A 14,485-nucleotide genomic window follows, 5' to 3' on the forward strand; every position below is an offset into this window, starting at 1 on the left:
AGCCTTGCTTCCCTGGTATCTACCTTCAATTATCATCTTTCTTTCTAACATATTCAATAGCTTGATTTTTGACATTCCCCAATTTCCAAACATTGTTCCTTCGTTAGGAGGGTCTGAGACAAGTCTGTGTACAACGACTCTCCAGTCTAGATGCTCCAGAAATACCACTACTCTTTCCAGAAATTCATCTACACTTCCTATCTTAACTTCACCTGCTTCATACATTCTTGCAAGTTCAGTGCCCTCGACTACGTATAGAGAATGGAGTTTGACGCCATCTATGCCGAGTACAGAGATCAGTCTTGCAGCCTCCGCCACATCCTCTTCAGTATCCCAGGGAAGATTCGATATCATATGTACAACCAAATCGATTCTTCTTTTCTTAATTCTCAGTGCCGAATCGATAAAATGCGACAGAGTGTGACCTCTGTTAATGGTTTTGATAGTGTTGGGATTGATACTCTGAAGACCGAGTTCAAGAATCACATCAACGTCAGAAGTGAATTCTTCAAGTAGATCTAGAACCTCGTCAGAGACAAGATCGGGTCTGGTAGAAATGTCGAGGATGACAACGTCATCAACAATAACCTCTCTGTAAAGCTGTCGTAATTTCTTGACAGGGGCAAAGGTATTTGAGTTGGCCTGGAAATATGCCATGAATTTCCTGATACCTTTCTTTCTAAGGAATTCCATCCTACTTTCGAGCTGCTCTCTTAACGAGAGAGTCGAATCTACTGTGAAACCACTTCCCGAGGAATCACAGTATATGCAGCCACCTTTTCCATTTACTTTGTGGGGACATGAGAAGCCTGCATCAAGGGGAACTCTTTGAACGGGTTCTCCATACCGTGATTTCAAATGAGTCTTGAGGTCATTGTATGGTTTATGACTCAACTGATCTCACCAGACTCTTCTCAAACTCTTTGAAGGCTCTTACCGCAGAGTCTACTTCCTCGCTATTGTCTCCCAGAAAAACGTACAGCCATCTACCGGAAAACCACGACTTCATGAAGCTCTCGCCGACTTCACCGGAGAATTCTCCGTAGATCCATGGAATCGCGCTTATGACTGATCTGATTTCATTTGAAACTTCCCTAACAAAGTCATACCAGAAACCCGTGGCTCTTGAAGCATTCTCAAATTTTGCTACGTAAACATTGAATTCCTTTGTGCCTTTAGCAAACTCTTTATGGAGAAGCAGAGTATCTTCATTCAGTTCTATCCCTAAGATCATGCCGCCAACACTAACCGAAGTAGAGATATCCATATAGTCGCTTAGCGCGAATCCCGCAAACTTTCCGGGTACGAGTTCTGATTTTGAGGCACTACAGGAGGAAAACAAGGTCGTAATTAGAACCACTATTACAATTATGCTGAACTTTCGTATTTTCATCTCTTCACCTCTAATTCTATTAGTTTTTCAAAAAGAACTGCTTCTAAGAAGAGCTCAGGCCATCCCTCTTTACCAAGGCTTTCAAGATGATCCGAAAAGAGACTGTTGTCTCTTGGGTCTCTGAGTTCTTCGTCTATTTCGAGTAAAGGGACCAAAACGAATTTCCTTCTTATTATATCTTTGTGGGGTATAGAAAGCTTATCAGTTGTCAGAATCATCTCTCCAAAGAGCAGAATATCGATGTCGATTTCTCGCGGACCCCACCTGAACCTTTCAACTCTTCCAATAGACCTCTCGATTGCCTTAATCTCTTCAAGCAAGAAGTGTGGATCACCTTTGAATTCGAATTTTCCCACACAGTTCAAGAATTCATTTTGCTCGATAATGCCTAATGGTTCTGTCAAGTAGAGCGATGATACTGATTGCAGCGTGATTCCCCTTTCTATTAGCATTGAAAAGGCTTTAATTATGAGATTCAGTCTTTCTCCCATGTTACTCCCAAAGCCTAAGAAAAGATCCTTAGTCATTTAACCTTCTCCTTAATGACCACGCTTTCTCTTTCAGCCTTTGAACAGCCTCAGGAGAAAAGCCCTCCTTCCACCAATATGGAAGGATCGAGTTGTCCAAAAGGAGTGGGTCGATATCCTCGTCGAATACGCCTCCACTGGTTAGTTCTTTCCACTGCACCGTTCCAGGAATGGGCGTGAATTCGTTGAGACTGGGGCTAATTCTTAGTTCTTCGCAGATTCTAAGAGAAGTCAGAACGTCTTCTTCGCTCTGGCCTGGAAGGTTAACCATAATATAGGCGCTGATCTCTCGAGAAGTGAATCCAGCCGCCGAAAGATTCTCAATCGCTACGAATATATCGTCCAGATTGACTTTTCCGCCTGTGGAATTCTGCATAGCCGGATCGGAAGTCTCTAAACCGATTCTTATCGTCTTGAAATTGTTCATGTACATGAGATCGGCGGTTTCTCTATCGACAAACCTGGCATGAACGCCGTTTGGCAGATGAAATCTCGCCTTGATTCCAACACGCTCGAACTCCTCCATAAGTCTCTTGAAACCACTACCTACAAGAATTGCATCGTCAAAGAAGACGATATCTGAGAGCCCCTTTGATGCAGTAAGATGCTTGACGAACCTGGCAGTCTTCACCGGGTCTCTTCTCACGAAGCTGTTCCAGAGGAGGCTGCTGGCACAATATGTGCATTTGAACGGACAGCCAAGGCTCGAAATCAACACGGCATATCTTGCAGATTTATAAACTGAATAGTCTGGATCAAGTTCGTCGAACCAGTCAAAATCGAGTGTTTCATTGATTCCCAGGAAACCAAGAGCCTTTTTGAGTGGTTCCGTTCCAGTTCCGGGGCAAACCTTGTCTGCTCCGGAATACCGCCGGGCATGTTCGGGAAGGAGTGTCGCATAAACTCCTCCAAGTACCACTGGAACCGAGGGCATTTCATCCTTAATAATTCTAATAGTATCGTGTACTCCATAATGCCAGTAAGTCATCATTGAAGTGACAAAGACACAATCAACGTTCTTTACCTGTCTTATTTTCTTTCTCAATACTTCCTCGGGAAATCCAAACCTCTTGAATCTCCTGGGTATCGAGGCAATAGACCGGGGTTTTGGTATCTCGCTTTCAAGGAATTTCCCCGTTCCGTAATATTTCTCTCCGAATTTCGGAGAAAAGGTGATCAATTCATCATCATATCTATCGAGACAATCTATTAGAATTGATTGGATCCCGATATGCTTCAGGAGTGAAGAAATGTACAGCAGACCTAATGGTTTTAGCCAATAGTCATAGGCCGACACATCTTCTATCCACGGGTTAACAAGTAGTATCTTCTTCAAATGGTTTCACGCTGTTATAGTAGAAACTTAAGCCTTTGAGTGTGAGATTCGGATCAGCGATTTCTATCAAACCTCCCTCAATTAAGAAGAGATCGATATTCCCGCCTGTACCCACAACTGTTGGCTTTTCTTCGAATTTCTCGATAATATTGTCAATAATCCCTTGAATTGCGAAGTATGTTCCGTTTACAATACCGATTCTCAAGTTGTCTTCTGTATTAGTTCCAAAGTAGTGGTCTTCGAAGAAGAGCTCCACTTCCGGTAGTTTTGCGGTATGCGAGAAAAGTGCGGACATTGCTGTCCCAGGCCCCGGAAGGATTGCTCCTCCCACAAAATTACCGTCTTTGACGATGTCTATGGTAATTGCTGTCCCCGCATCGACAACTATCACATTGTTTCCATAGCATTCCTTTGCCCCTAAGACATCGGCAAGTCGGTCAGCCCCAATCTCGGCTGGGTTATCCGTATTCAGCCCTAAAGGGAAAAATCTATCCGGCCTCAAGAAGACTGCAGGTTTCGGAAGATACTTTCTTGTGAAGTAGTTAATTGTTCTGTTCAACCTAGGAACAACACTTGCAACACACAGGCCATCTATTTCTCCGACAGAGTAACCCTTAATCCTAAGAAGCCCATCAAGGATAACAAAGAGTTCATCTTCAGTCTCTATTCTTGATGAGGGGAGTCTCCAGACTTCCTCAATGCTCTTCTCGCCGGTAAGTCCTAGAACCGTTGTTGTATTACCAATGTCAGCAAGTAAAACCATGTTATGACCTCCTAAGTAGATAGTATCATCAGTCTTCAACTCTTGCTACTTGTGGAGGCTTCAAGAAGCGCTTGTTCTTTCACAGTTTCTTAATAATTCTCTCCACTTGATAGGCAGATGATGTGATGATATAATCTTTCTGCCAGCGCAGGCTGGAGACTGAAAGTGGGAGCGACTCGCTAGCTCAGCAGGTAGAGCACCTGACTTTTAATCAGGGGGTCGCGGGTTCGAATCCCGCGCGAGTCACCAGCGAGAGTGGCGAAATTGGCAGACGCGCTGGACTTAGGATCCAGTGGGGAGACCTGTGAGGGTTCAAGTCCCTCCTCTCGCACCAGAGAGACTAGTTTTCATTTGCGGATGTAGCTCAGTGGTAGAGCACCTGCTTGCCAAGCAGGGGGTCGCGGGTTCGAACCCCGTCTTCCGCTCCAGAAAGACGCCGAACGGCGTCTTTATTTTTTGAGCGCACTTGTTGCCTCTACAGGAAGCAAGAGAACACATTTGACTCTTGCCCAGAGTTTCTATAACGATTGTCTTTCGTTTTTTGAGAGCAGTTTCATTTTGAGAGTGAGCAGCCACTGTTTTCTCTTTAGTGAGCTTCGCATATTCTACTCCCATTCTATTGTTGCAGGCGGCTTGTCTGTTATGTCGAAGACAACCCTTCCGACTTCCCTTACTCCTGAGGTTATTCGCGAAGAGGCTTCTCTGAGGATCTCATGAGGCAGTTCGTGCCAAGACGCAGTCATACCTTCTGAGCTATTCACCGCTCTCAGTGCTACAACATAACCGTATGACCGCTTGTCGCCTTTAACACCAACACTGAAGACGGGAAGCAGAACAGCGAATGATTGCCAGATCTTTTCTGATTCACCTGATTTCCTGAGAACATCCATGAATATCGAATCAACTTCCTTCAGGATTCTCGCTTTCTCAGAATCAACCTCGCCTATTATTCTCACGCCTAGACCTGGACCGGGGAATGGCTGCCTGGTCAGTAAAGACGGTTCAATTCCTAGAGAATATCCTAAATTTCTGACCTCGTCTTTGAAAAGCTCTCTTATAGGTTCCAGAAGCTTCAGATTCATCTTGTCAGGAAGGCCACCAACGTTGTGATGGCTCTTGATCTTTGCGGAGTTTTTCGAAGCGGCTCCTGATTCTATTACGTCGGAATAGATTGTACCCTGAAGAAGAAAGCTCGCATTCAGTTTGTTTGCTTCTCTTTCGAAGACTTTTATGAATGTTTTTCCAATGATCTTTCTCTTTTCTTCGGGATTGTCAATTCCCTTTAACTCTCGAAAAAACTCTTCCGAAGCATCAACGTTTATCAGTTTTATACCAAGGCTTCTAAGAGCTTCACAGACTTCTATATCTTCATTCTTTCTCATAAGTCCATGATTTACAAAAATCCCAGTAAACGCATCACCCACTGCCTTAGAGGTCAAGACCGCTGCAACGGTTGAATCGACGCCGCCAGAAAGGCCTCCAACTACTTTCGAGCTGCCAACGATCCTCTTGATCTCTTCAACTTTGCGCTCAGCAAAAGCGCTAAGTTTCCAGTTTCGAGAGGCATTACAGACATTAAATACGAAATCTTCGATTAGATTTGTTCCAAACTGAGTGTGATTAACCTCTGGATGAAACTGAAAAGCGATGTCTCTTCCGTTGGAGAAACCTGCAGTTATGCCGTTCTTGCTTCTAGCTATTACCTTACATTCAGCTGGAAGCGACGTAACCTCGTCTCCATGACTCATCCACGTTACTATTTCTTCTGGTATGTCACGAAAACGTTCGTTGTCCATAGACACATTTGTAAGTCCGTACTCGCCAAGTGCACCGCTTCGGACTTCGCCTCCAAGCTTTTTCGCAAGGAGATGCATCCCGTAGCAAATGCCCATTATTGGAACTGGAAAACCTTCTAGTTGTTTAGGAAAACCGAGCGCGCCTTCCTCGTAGACACTCTGAGGTCCCCCTGAAAGAACTACTCCCTTAATTTCGCTTTCGACTTTGAATTCCTCTGGACTTGCAACTGTACAAAAGACGCCCATCTCCCGAATCCTTCTTGCAAGAAGAAGTGTGTACTGCGATCCGTAGTCTATAACAGCTATTCTATCCATACGGCCTCCCAAAAAAGAGCCAAATAAATCCTAAAGTAGTTCCAGCAGAAAAGGTTCAGCATATTTACCATGAACCATCGACTAGATCAGGAAAATCAGCCGAATAGTTCTCTTGAGGAATCTCAAGGCAAACGCGACACGTCTGGCGACGCAGGCATTATCACCATCGGCCAAGCAGGCCGACACTCCAGTTCCTGCTGAAGCTAAAAGATTCAATCTTATTGGTAAGGTTAGTGCCAATCCCTGCTGTTATCAGCATATCTCCAACCCTTACTTCCATGCCTCCGCCAACAATGAAATCTATGTTACTTAAAAGATCAGCGTTCATAGATACTCCAGCACGAGCAGAAAAGAGATTGTTGTATGTATACTGAGTCGAAAGACCCAGATATTTTATTGCCATCCCCTCTCTTGTGCCTAATTCAAGTCCAATCATAAAAGGGTCAGGAACAAATCTTATCCCAGCGAGCAGATCGACTGAACTTACGGAGGAACCACTGTTCCACAAATCGCTGCTGAAGGAAACTATGTATTCAATCAGTTCATATGCCTTACCTGTGATACCTCCCCTGACTGAGACACCGTAGGTTGTTGCCGTGGCGGTCGTCATGTTTAATTCAAAATCCGCCCCGTAAGCCGTAAAGGGGCCAAGCGCACCCGATATTGTGTAGCTAAGTGATCTAACATTCGATGCATTTTCAGTGTCCATGTAGTATTGAAGCATCCCTGCCATTCCATCATCTGAATCCTCAAAGAGATGCAGGTAGAGAGCACGTTGATTTGAAGAGGGAGAGGCAACCGTAGTCAGTTCAACGAAGTGCGTTGAGAAAGCTGAATTAGTTATCCCATACAAATCAGAAGGACTGCCAAATCCCGAATCATACTCTACTGCAAGGATACCATTTCCACCCGTTTGAAGCTGGAAGGGATTCATTGCCACAGTAACAACACAAAAAAACACAACGATCAGAATCAGGAGCTTCTTCATCTTATCACCCCATACGTTCTTCAGAAGTCTTAAGGTTCTCTGTTTGAATTAGGCCAGTCTCAATACAATGTTCTTTGAATTCGGCCAGTCTATCGTCAAGTATAGCTTGTCGGATCCTTTTCACAAACTGCATAAGAAAACTAATATTGTGATAGCTTAACAGGATCTTTCCAAGAATCTCATCCCTTATGAAAAGATGGTGTATGTATGCTCGGCTGTATGTCGAGCAAACCTTGCAACTGCAATCGGGATCAACGGGTCTCTTGTCTTCCTTGTTTGTTGAGGACTTAAGATTGATTCTTCCATTCGATGTCAAAGCCGCTCCATGCCTTCCTAACCTGGTCGGAAGAACACAGTCGAACATATCTATGCCGTTTTCAACGGCGGCCATTATGAGTTCTGGAGAACCTATCCCCATCAAATACCTTGGTCTTTCTTCAGGTAATAAATTTACAGATCCCGACAAAATTCTTTCCGTCGTTTGGAAATCCTCTCCAACGCTCAGTCCGCCAAGAGCGAAACCTTCAAAATCAAGTGAAGTAATTCTAGCGGCACTTTCTTCCCTCAGGTCACCAAAAAAGCCCCCTTGGACTATACCAAAGAGAGACTGCATACTTTGCCCTTTGTGAGAAAGCAGAAATCTCTCCGCCCAAACCGTAGTTCTCTTTACTGACTGTCTTACATAGTCTTTGTTTGCGCTTGGTTCAACACACTCATCGAAGGCCATGGCAATATCCGATCCAATCGCCTCCTGAATCTCTGAAGAAAGCTCAGGAGTAAAGAAGAGTGCTCTACCATCAAGAGGCGACCGAAACTTTACCCCATCGTCGGTAATCTTTTTTTCTTTTAGAGAGAAGACCTGGAATCCACCGCTGTCAGTCAGAATCGAATGTTTCCACGACATAAATTTATGAAGCCCACCAAAGTTCCTGAGAACATTCAGCCCGGGACGTAAGAAAAGGTGAAACGCGTTTCCAAGTATGATCCTCGCGTCAAGCTCCTCCAACTGATCTTGCCATAATCCCTTAACTGTTCCGTTTGTGCCAACAGGCATAAAAACCGGAGTTTCGAATTCACCGTGAGGCGTGACGATTACCCCGGTTCTAGCTTTTGATTCCGTACTCTTTGCCTTGAGTTTCAGTTCAACCATTACGTTTCCCGATTATCTCAATTATCTTGTTGTATGAGAAATCAATCTGTTTTTCAAGTTGTTTCATCTCTTCGTTTATCCATGCACCGTAATCAGGGTCCTTTAGGGATTTCATATTAATCATGACATTTGCCTTGGCGATTCTATGAACTGCAAGAAGAAGATGGGCAGCACTCTCCGCATCTGAAAGAACACTGGAGTTGCCCCATTTCGCGAGACGTTCAACATTTACGATAATGTTTTTACATCTCCTGGCAAGGTCAAAAGGGACCTCGATAGCTGTCTTTAAGGCTTGCTGAATTTTCATTTCTCTTGCATTCTTTTCATCATCGGTAGCCTTTGGTAACTTATACGCAGATAACACCTGATCAAAAGCCTGAATATCTCGGTTCATCAAGTCACACAGATAATTGCTTTCCGATTCGAATACCTCTAAACAAGATTCCATGTGACCTTCTACGTCTTCATAACCCTTTTTTCCAATAGTGAGATTTGCAACCATGGAGCCAAGAGAGGCTGCGAGCGCTGCCACAACTGCTCCGACTGCTCCCCCACCAGGAGTTGCGGATTTTTCAGCGACTTTCTTCAAGAAGTCCTTTAACGATAATGTGCAGAAATCCATCTCAATAACCCCCCCAATTCTCTTTTGATCCTTCTGACACAATATTGATCCCTGAACTAGTACCAATCCTGCTTGCTCCGGCAGAAATCATTGCGAGAGCTTCCTCTCTCGATTTAACCCCTCCGGAAGCCTTAACTTTGCAAGCGTCTCCCACGACGAATTTCATTAACGATACATCATCTACCGTTGCCCCTCCGCCGGAGAAACCGGTCGAGGTCTTCACAAAGGCGGCACCTGCTTCTCTCGAAATAACGCAAGCAACGATCTTTTCTTCTTCTGTGAGGAGCGATGTTTCAATAATTACCTTAACAGTCTTTCCACAAGCCGATTCTACCACTTTAGCTATGTCATCAAATACGCTTTCGTACTCTCCAGATTTCAGCAAACCAACATTAATTACCATATCGAATTCGTCCGCCCCATTGTCACATGCCCAGGATGTCTCAAATCCCTTCACTTCTCTTGACATCTGGCCTAACGGAAACCCTATAACCACAGTTTTTCTTATTGTACTACCGCTGAGAGACCTGTTAACCAGAGGAAGATACCCAGTGTTCACACAAACACTCCAGAACTCAAACCTAATTGCCTCTTCACACAATTTCTCCACCATCTTTGGAGTGGCATCTGCTTTCAAGAGTGTATGATCAATGAATTTGGCAATATTAAGGTTCTCCGGTAATTCTCTCTTGATAGGAGAATACTCCTCTTTGTACCTTCTAACTTCTCTTTCGATTATCGCCTTAAGCATGGCATCACCTCTCTATACCAGAATATTCTCTAGACTACAGACCTAAATCAACAGATATTTCTTGCATTGCTTTCAGAGAAAGAGAAAGGAAATCTTCGAGAGACATTCCAAATTCCGAACAACTGGCCATTTGCTCTCTGCTGGCACCTCTTGCAAATGACTTTTCTTTGAACCTGTTTTTTAGAAAATCCACATCAATGTCGGAGAGTTTGCTACCCTTTCTAATGAGAACTGCGGCCACTATGAATCCTGTAACCGGATCGGCAGCATATATTGCTTTCTCGATTAGCTTGACCCGATCTTTCTTTTCACAGTGAGCAAGAATCGCATCGTTGACCTCATCGGGCAAGTCTTCGTTTTGAAGCATTGAAACAGTCTTAAGACCATGTTGATCGAAGTTGTCTTTAGTGAATTCGTAATCAAGATCGTGGAGAAGACCTGCCATTGCCCAAACATCTTCATTCTCGCCGAGTCGTTCTGCGAGGGCTCTCATTACCGCCTCGGTGGCCAGCACGTGCTTAATAAGATTCTTAGATTGTATGTTGTTCATTATTAACTGCATTGCGTGATCTCTTGAAATCATTTTTCTGCCACCTCCGCTTTAAATGTTCTTCCTGCTGCAAAACTATAGAATGTACCGCTTCCTATTATAACGTGATCAAGCATTTTGATTCCTAGCGTCTCTCCGGCTTCCCTTATCTTTGAAGTAACACCTTCATCTTCTTTGCTAGGAGATGGATCACCGGAAGGGTGGTTATGAACCAGGATTATTGCAGCGGCCATCCTGCTTATTGCAGGTTTGTAGACCTCTCGCGGATGAAGAAGTGAGGAATCCAGTAATCCCACACTAACCGTATTCAATCCTCTGTAGTTGAGTTTGCTGTCTAGGGAAATTACTCTTACGGTTTCTCTATCCATAAAGGCCATATCGTGGCAAAGATGGTAGACACCTTCAGGTTCATCCAGCCGAACTTTCGTTTTCTCAGTCATTTCTCTGAAGATCCTCTGTCCCAGCTCAAGAGCGGCCTTCAAGCAAACTGCCTTTGCTTTTCCAAGGCCTTTTGTATTCAGTAGTTCGTTAACTTCTGCAGAAAGAAGAGCCGTTAGAGAGCCATAGTAGCCAAGAAGTTCTTCACTAAGCTGAAGTACATCTTTTCCTTTGATTCCTGTTCTAAGAAGAATCGCGATTAATTCGCTGTTCGACAGCGCGCCAGCGCCCTTATCCAGCAGTTTCTCTCTAGGCATTATCTGGCCTTCCAATTCAGATTACCCCCCGCGCGTGTAGCTCATGCCACAATCTTCCTATTGGAAGTCCCATCACATTATAGAAGTCACCTGCTATGCTCTTCACGAAAAGAGCACCATAATCCTGAATTCCATAAGCTCCAGCCTTGTCAAGTGATAGACCGCTTTCAGCATATTCTTTGAGGACTTCCGATGGAACCTCTCTAAATGTTACGTCAGTTTTCTCCACAAAGCTGAATTCGCTTTCTTCGTACATTACGGAAACTGAGGTGAAGACAGAATGAGTCCTACCCGAGAGGACAAGCAGCATTTCATAGGCTTCTTCCACTGAAGATGGTTTTCCAAGAACAAGTCCATCAAGAACGACTACCGTGTCTGCTGCAATTACAGTGGAAAAAGGATTTCTAAGCATGACATTTTTGGCCTTCAAGTGAGAAAGTTCGCACAATTCCTTTTCGCAGAATCTTTCTGAAAGATTCTCCTCTACTCCCTTTGGAGGTATGACTTCAAAAGAGACCCTCAGTAGATGCAGAAGCTCCCTTCTTCTTGGAGAAGAGGAACCGAGTATTAGTCTTGCCAAAGTGAATCACCCATCCTTCTTATGACTTCAAATGCTACATAAGCATTAATTGAAGCGGAAATCGATCCAAGTACCAACATATAGGGGTAAAGAAAGATGATCTCTATATTCTTAATAATAAGCGAAGAAGCTACCATTAGCTGTGAGAAATTACTAATCGCTGCGCCTGCTACACTTATTCCAAATAGACCAAACTTTCCGGTTTTGTTCATAAGCCACATGGTTGCTGCGGACGAAACTGCGCCTGCAACTCCCATTAGAAAACCTGGAGTAGCGAGTCTGCCTGCCAGCAAACTTCCGATGATACTCTTGCCTATTGAAAGAGTCAGGATGTCGCCGAAAGGCAAGCCGGCCAGCGCTATGATTAAGACAAGATTGGAAAAGCCCCATCTTCCTCCCGGGATTGGAAGTGGAAACGGTATTAGGCTTTCCAGAAGATAAAGAACAGACCCTATCGCCATTAACATCGATAGTGTAGTAACTCTCTTTGCTTCCATCATTTCTCCACAGTCACTCGTTTAACCAGAGTTTTGAGACAAAATCATTGACTCGATTTCTTTTTTGATCCCAATTCTTCACGAAATTTCTCGCCTGCTGTTTGTGGTTCACTTGACGAATGTTTGTGGTTCACTTGATTTTCCTAAGTCCCTATTGAGTTATCGCGTCAACTTCAGACCGATCCGAGACTATCTTTATCAAAGTTCTGTTTGGTACACATACAATTGGGATATTGGGCATGTTTACTGCTCCTTGGGCAACACAAAGCTTCTCTGGACAGTCTGAATCGATCACGGAAATCTTTCCTCCCTGGACTTTAACAACCATTCCTACATCAAGAAAAATCTCAGAATCTGAGCTCAGATCTATAGTTCTTACCAGTCTTCCATTGCAGTACACTTCTGCGAAAGAAGAGCCATTTCCACGCGGAAATGCAAAAAGGATCACCAGAGCAAACGCTACGATTACAATCAAGACGTCATTTCTCGTGGTAAATTTCATTTCTCCTGATACACTTCAAAACCTGGAGACCTAAAGATACTCATATCTTCCATTACAAGTAATACAAGGGCTCCAAATCTAGGCAGGAAAGTAACACCTGGTTCCATTCCTATAACAAAAGCGGCCGTTGCATAGGCATCTGCGAGCATGGTGCTCTTTCCTATTACAGTTGCACTTATAACTCCGCTACGGGAAGGGAACCCCGTTTCGGGGTCAAAAATGTGGTGGTAACGTACATTGTTCTCAATAAAAAATCGCTCATAATCTCCAGAAGTAGCTACAGCACCGTCGTAAAGGTAGATGTATTCAAGAACATCTTGAACACTTTCTCCTCTAGGATTTCTCACTCCAACTATCCATGGTCTATTCCCATACTTGGGACCGATTACCCCAATGTCACCCCCGGCATCGATGAAACCTGTTGCTTCCGGATCAAGCGATTTGATCTTTGCAATTGCCATATCGACTGCATAACCTTTTGCTATCCCTCCAAGATCAATCATCGCTCCATCAACCAGAGAAACGTATCCCAGCTCTTCATCGTAGGTAACTCTTGAAAAACCCGTTGAGCCCAAAGCATCTTCGATCTCCTTATCGCTGGGAATCCTTTTTTTAGAAGATGCATCATCGAATCCCCACAGTCTTGTTAGAGAATAGAGGGTCGGATCGAATGCACCGGACGTGTTCCGAGCTATTTCCAGTGCTGACCTAATTAGAAAACTTGTTTCCTTATCTATGTCATGAAGCTCTCCGGTTCTGTTCAGCTCAGCGATTACGCCATTGTTTCTGCTCCCAAATTTGTCATCTATCCTCTTGATCTCGGTCATAGCAGCCTCTGCGAGTGTAACTGGGGACATTGTGGAAGAGGAGACTCTTATTGTCACATAAGTTCCCAGATGATACTCGGTTTTGTCATAGTACTCCAATGGCTTCTGTCGAAAGAAAACAATTGTCAGCAAAATTATTGCGGAAACAAAGAGGAGTCCATACAGGAAAATTCGGTTTCTCAGAAGACTATTGGGATTTCTTTTTGGCAATTGTTGCACCTTCCTTTTTCATCTATGCCAACCACAGAACTTCGCATACCTCTTCTCTCGACCAGGAGGTTTCCGCAATACGGACATGTTGTGTCCGATAGACCTGGAAGATCGATATTCCCAACATAAACGTATCGCAAGTACTCCTTTGCTACTTCGGCAAGTTGTATTAGAGAATCAGGCGAAGTTGGGGGTATTGTGCTCTTGTAGTTAGGAAAGTATCTGTTAATATGAAGTGGGATATCCTTAGACAGCCCTGAGATCCATTTAGCTTCCTCCCTCATTTCTTCAGGCGAATCGTTCTTGCCGGGAATAATGAGCGTAGTCAACTCAATGTGCGTTCCCGCTTTCCTGGCTGTCTCTATTGATCGAAGAACAACTCGTTTTTCTGTGCCGATGTCTTTCACGTAAAACTCGTCATTCCAACCCTTAAGATCGATGTTCATACCTCTTACCGACTGCGAAAGAAGATCCATGGGTTCCTCGTCAATCACTCCGTTTGTAACAAGTATGCTATATATACCTTCTTTGGCTGCTGCTCGAGAGGTATCAAGTATGAATTCGAAAGAGACAATCGGCTCGTTATAAGTGAAAGCTATACCTCGCGATTCTCTCTCCAGAGCAATTTGAATAAGCTGCTGGGGCATAACACGCATTACCGTCTTTGGGCGTTGCTTCGAAATCTCCCAGTTCTGACAGAAGTTGCATCTCAAATTACAGCCCCATGAACCAACTGAAAGTATCTTCTCGCCAGGGAAAAGATGATAGAGAGGCTTCTTTTCAATCGGATCTATAGCAATTGAAGTGAGCTGACCGTAATTAAGAGAATATAGCATTCCGTCAACATTCTTTCTTACGCCACAAAAGCCAACCTGATCGGGCTTGATTATACAATGCAAGGGGCAAAGAAGACACTGCAGTACCTTTTCCTCGCCATACTCATCAAAGTAAACGGCCGGTTTCATGAATTCACCTCTTACCGG

Annotated in this window: 16 protein-coding genes, 3 tRNA genes and 1 pseudogene; 3 read left to right on the top strand and 17 right to left on the bottom strand. The window is 44.0% G+C overall.

The window, feature by feature from the left end:
* Positions 1-15: 15 nt before the first annotated feature.
* The 5 genes and pseudogenes from THEBA_RS02935 to THEBA_RS02955 form a co-directional block, all read right to left on the bottom strand.
* Positions 16-894 (bottom strand): annotated as a pseudogene (locus THEBA_RS02935) (TIGR01212 family radical SAM protein); the annotation flags it as partial.
* Positions 884-1,393, bottom strand: a complete 510-nt coding sequence (locus tag THEBA_RS02940) for a hypothetical protein (RefSeq protein WP_014730381.1) — start codon at positions 1,391-1,393, stop codon at positions 884-886. The gene THEBA_RS02940 and the pseudogene THEBA_RS02935, both read right to left, overlap by 11 nt.
* Complete coding sequence (gene folK / locus THEBA_RS02945; RefSeq protein WP_014730382.1) at positions 1,390-1,920, bottom strand: 2-amino-4-hydroxy-6-hydroxymethyldihydropteridine diphosphokinase; 531 nt, start codon at positions 1,918-1,920, stop codon at positions 1,390-1,392. The genes THEBA_RS02940 and folK overlap by 4 nt, the downstream gene beginning before the upstream one ends.
* The gene (locus THEBA_RS02950) at positions 1,913-3,256 is read right to left on the bottom strand and encodes a B12-binding domain-containing radical SAM protein (RefSeq protein WP_041928067.1); all 1,344 of its coding nucleotides are present in this window, start codon (positions 3,254-3,256) and stop codon (positions 1,913-1,915) included. Before THEBA_RS02950 ends, folK begins: the two co-directional genes overlap by 8 nt.
* A complete protein-coding gene (locus tag THEBA_RS02955) occupies positions 3,234-4,019 on the bottom strand; it encodes a type III pantothenate kinase (protein ID WP_014730384.1) in 786 nt (261 codons plus the stop codon). The genes THEBA_RS02950 and THEBA_RS02955 overlap by 23 nt, the downstream gene beginning before the upstream one ends.
* 173 nt (positions 4,020-4,192) lie before the next feature.
* Between THEBA_RS02955 and THEBA_RS02960 the strand changes: the two genes are divergently transcribed.
* The 3 genes from THEBA_RS02960 (at position 4,193) to THEBA_RS02970 (ending at position 4,447) form a co-directional block, all read left to right on the top strand.
* A tRNA-Lys gene (locus THEBA_RS02960) sits at positions 4,193-4,268 on the top strand.
* Positions 4,269-4,353: transfer RNA gene (locus THEBA_RS02965), tRNA-Leu, on the top strand.
* A 19-nt stretch (positions 4,354-4,372) separates the two neighbouring features.
* Positions 4,373-4,447 (top strand) — tRNA-Gly (locus tag THEBA_RS02970).
* 177 nt (positions 4,448-4,624) lie between these two features.
* On the opposite strand, the gene guaA is transcribed toward THEBA_RS02970, so the two are convergent.
* From guaA to amrS, 12 genes are all read right to left on the bottom strand, one after another.
* Positions 4,625-6,130, bottom strand: a complete 1,506-nt coding sequence (guaA, locus tag THEBA_RS02975) for a glutamine-hydrolyzing GMP synthase (RefSeq protein ID WP_006492201.1) — start codon at positions 6,128-6,130, stop codon at positions 4,625-4,627.
* A 160-nt stretch (positions 6,131-6,290) separates the two neighbouring features.
* On the bottom strand, positions 6,291-7,118 hold the full coding sequence (locus tag THEBA_RS02980) for a hypothetical protein (RefSeq protein ID WP_006492202.1): 828 nt from the start codon (positions 7,116-7,118) through the stop codon (positions 6,291-6,293).
* Positions 7,119-7,122: 4 nt separating this feature from the next.
* Positions 7,123-8,268, bottom strand: a complete 1,146-nt coding sequence (tgt, locus tag THEBA_RS02985; RefSeq protein ID WP_014730385.1) for a tRNA guanosine(34) transglycosylase Tgt — start codon at positions 8,266-8,268, stop codon at positions 7,123-7,125.
* Positions 8,261-8,890, bottom strand: a complete 630-nt coding sequence (locus THEBA_RS02990; protein ID WP_014730386.1) for a cyclodeaminase/cyclohydrolase family protein — start codon at positions 8,888-8,890, stop codon at positions 8,261-8,263. The genes tgt and THEBA_RS02990 overlap by 8 nt, the downstream gene beginning before the upstream one ends.
* A gap of 1 nt (position 8,891) precedes the next feature.
* Positions 8,892-9,641 carry a deoxyribose-phosphate aldolase gene (deoC, locus tag THEBA_RS02995; protein WP_006492205.1) on the bottom strand — a complete coding sequence of 250 codons (750 nt, stop codon included), beginning with the start codon at positions 9,639-9,641 and terminating at the stop codon, positions 8,892-8,894.
* Between the two features lie 34 nt (positions 9,642-9,675).
* The gene (locus THEBA_RS03000; protein WP_006492206.1) at positions 9,676-10,224 is read right to left on the bottom strand and encodes an HDIG domain-containing metalloprotein; all 549 of its coding nucleotides are present in this window, start codon (positions 10,222-10,224) and stop codon (positions 9,676-9,678) included.
* Positions 10,221-10,886, bottom strand: coding sequence for a RadC family protein (radC, locus tag THEBA_RS03005; protein ID WP_039882959.1), 666 nt, complete (start codon positions 10,884-10,886; stop codon positions 10,221-10,223). The genes THEBA_RS03000 and radC overlap by 4 nt, the downstream gene beginning before the upstream one ends.
* 16 nt (positions 10,887-10,902) lie before the next feature.
* Positions 10,903-11,466: a Maf family nucleotide pyrophosphatase gene (locus THEBA_RS03010; protein ID WP_014730388.1), complete on the bottom strand. Its 564-nt coding sequence runs from the start codon at positions 11,464-11,466 to the stop codon at positions 10,903-10,905.
* The gene (locus THEBA_RS03015) at positions 11,454-11,963 is read right to left on the bottom strand and encodes a Gx transporter family protein (RefSeq protein WP_006492210.1); all 510 of its coding nucleotides are present in this window, start codon (positions 11,961-11,963) and stop codon (positions 11,454-11,456) included. The genes THEBA_RS03010 and THEBA_RS03015 overlap by 13 nt, the downstream gene beginning before the upstream one ends.
* Before the next feature lie 151 nt (positions 11,964-12,114).
* Positions 12,115-12,465, bottom strand: a complete 351-nt coding sequence (locus tag THEBA_RS03020; protein ID WP_006492212.1) for a NusG domain II-containing protein — start codon at positions 12,463-12,465, stop codon at positions 12,115-12,117.
* Positions 12,462-13,502 (bottom strand): FAD:protein FMN transferase, encoded by a 1,041-nt coding sequence (locus THEBA_RS03025; protein ID WP_006492213.1) that lies wholly within the window; start codon positions 13,500-13,502, stop codon positions 12,462-12,464. The genes THEBA_RS03020 and THEBA_RS03025 overlap by 4 nt, the downstream gene beginning before the upstream one ends.
* A complete protein-coding gene (amrS, locus tag THEBA_RS03030; protein ID WP_006492214.1) occupies positions 13,472-14,467 on the bottom strand; it encodes an AmmeMemoRadiSam system radical SAM enzyme in 996 nt (331 codons plus the stop codon). Before amrS ends, THEBA_RS03025 begins: the two co-directional genes overlap by 31 nt.
* Between the last annotated feature and the right edge of the window lie 18 nt (positions 14,468-14,485).

It is taken from the genome of Mesotoga prima MesG1.Ag.4.2 (assembly GCF_000147715.2).
Classification (GTDB): Bacteria; Thermotogota; Thermotogae; order Petrotogales; family Kosmotogaceae; genus Mesotoga; species Mesotoga prima.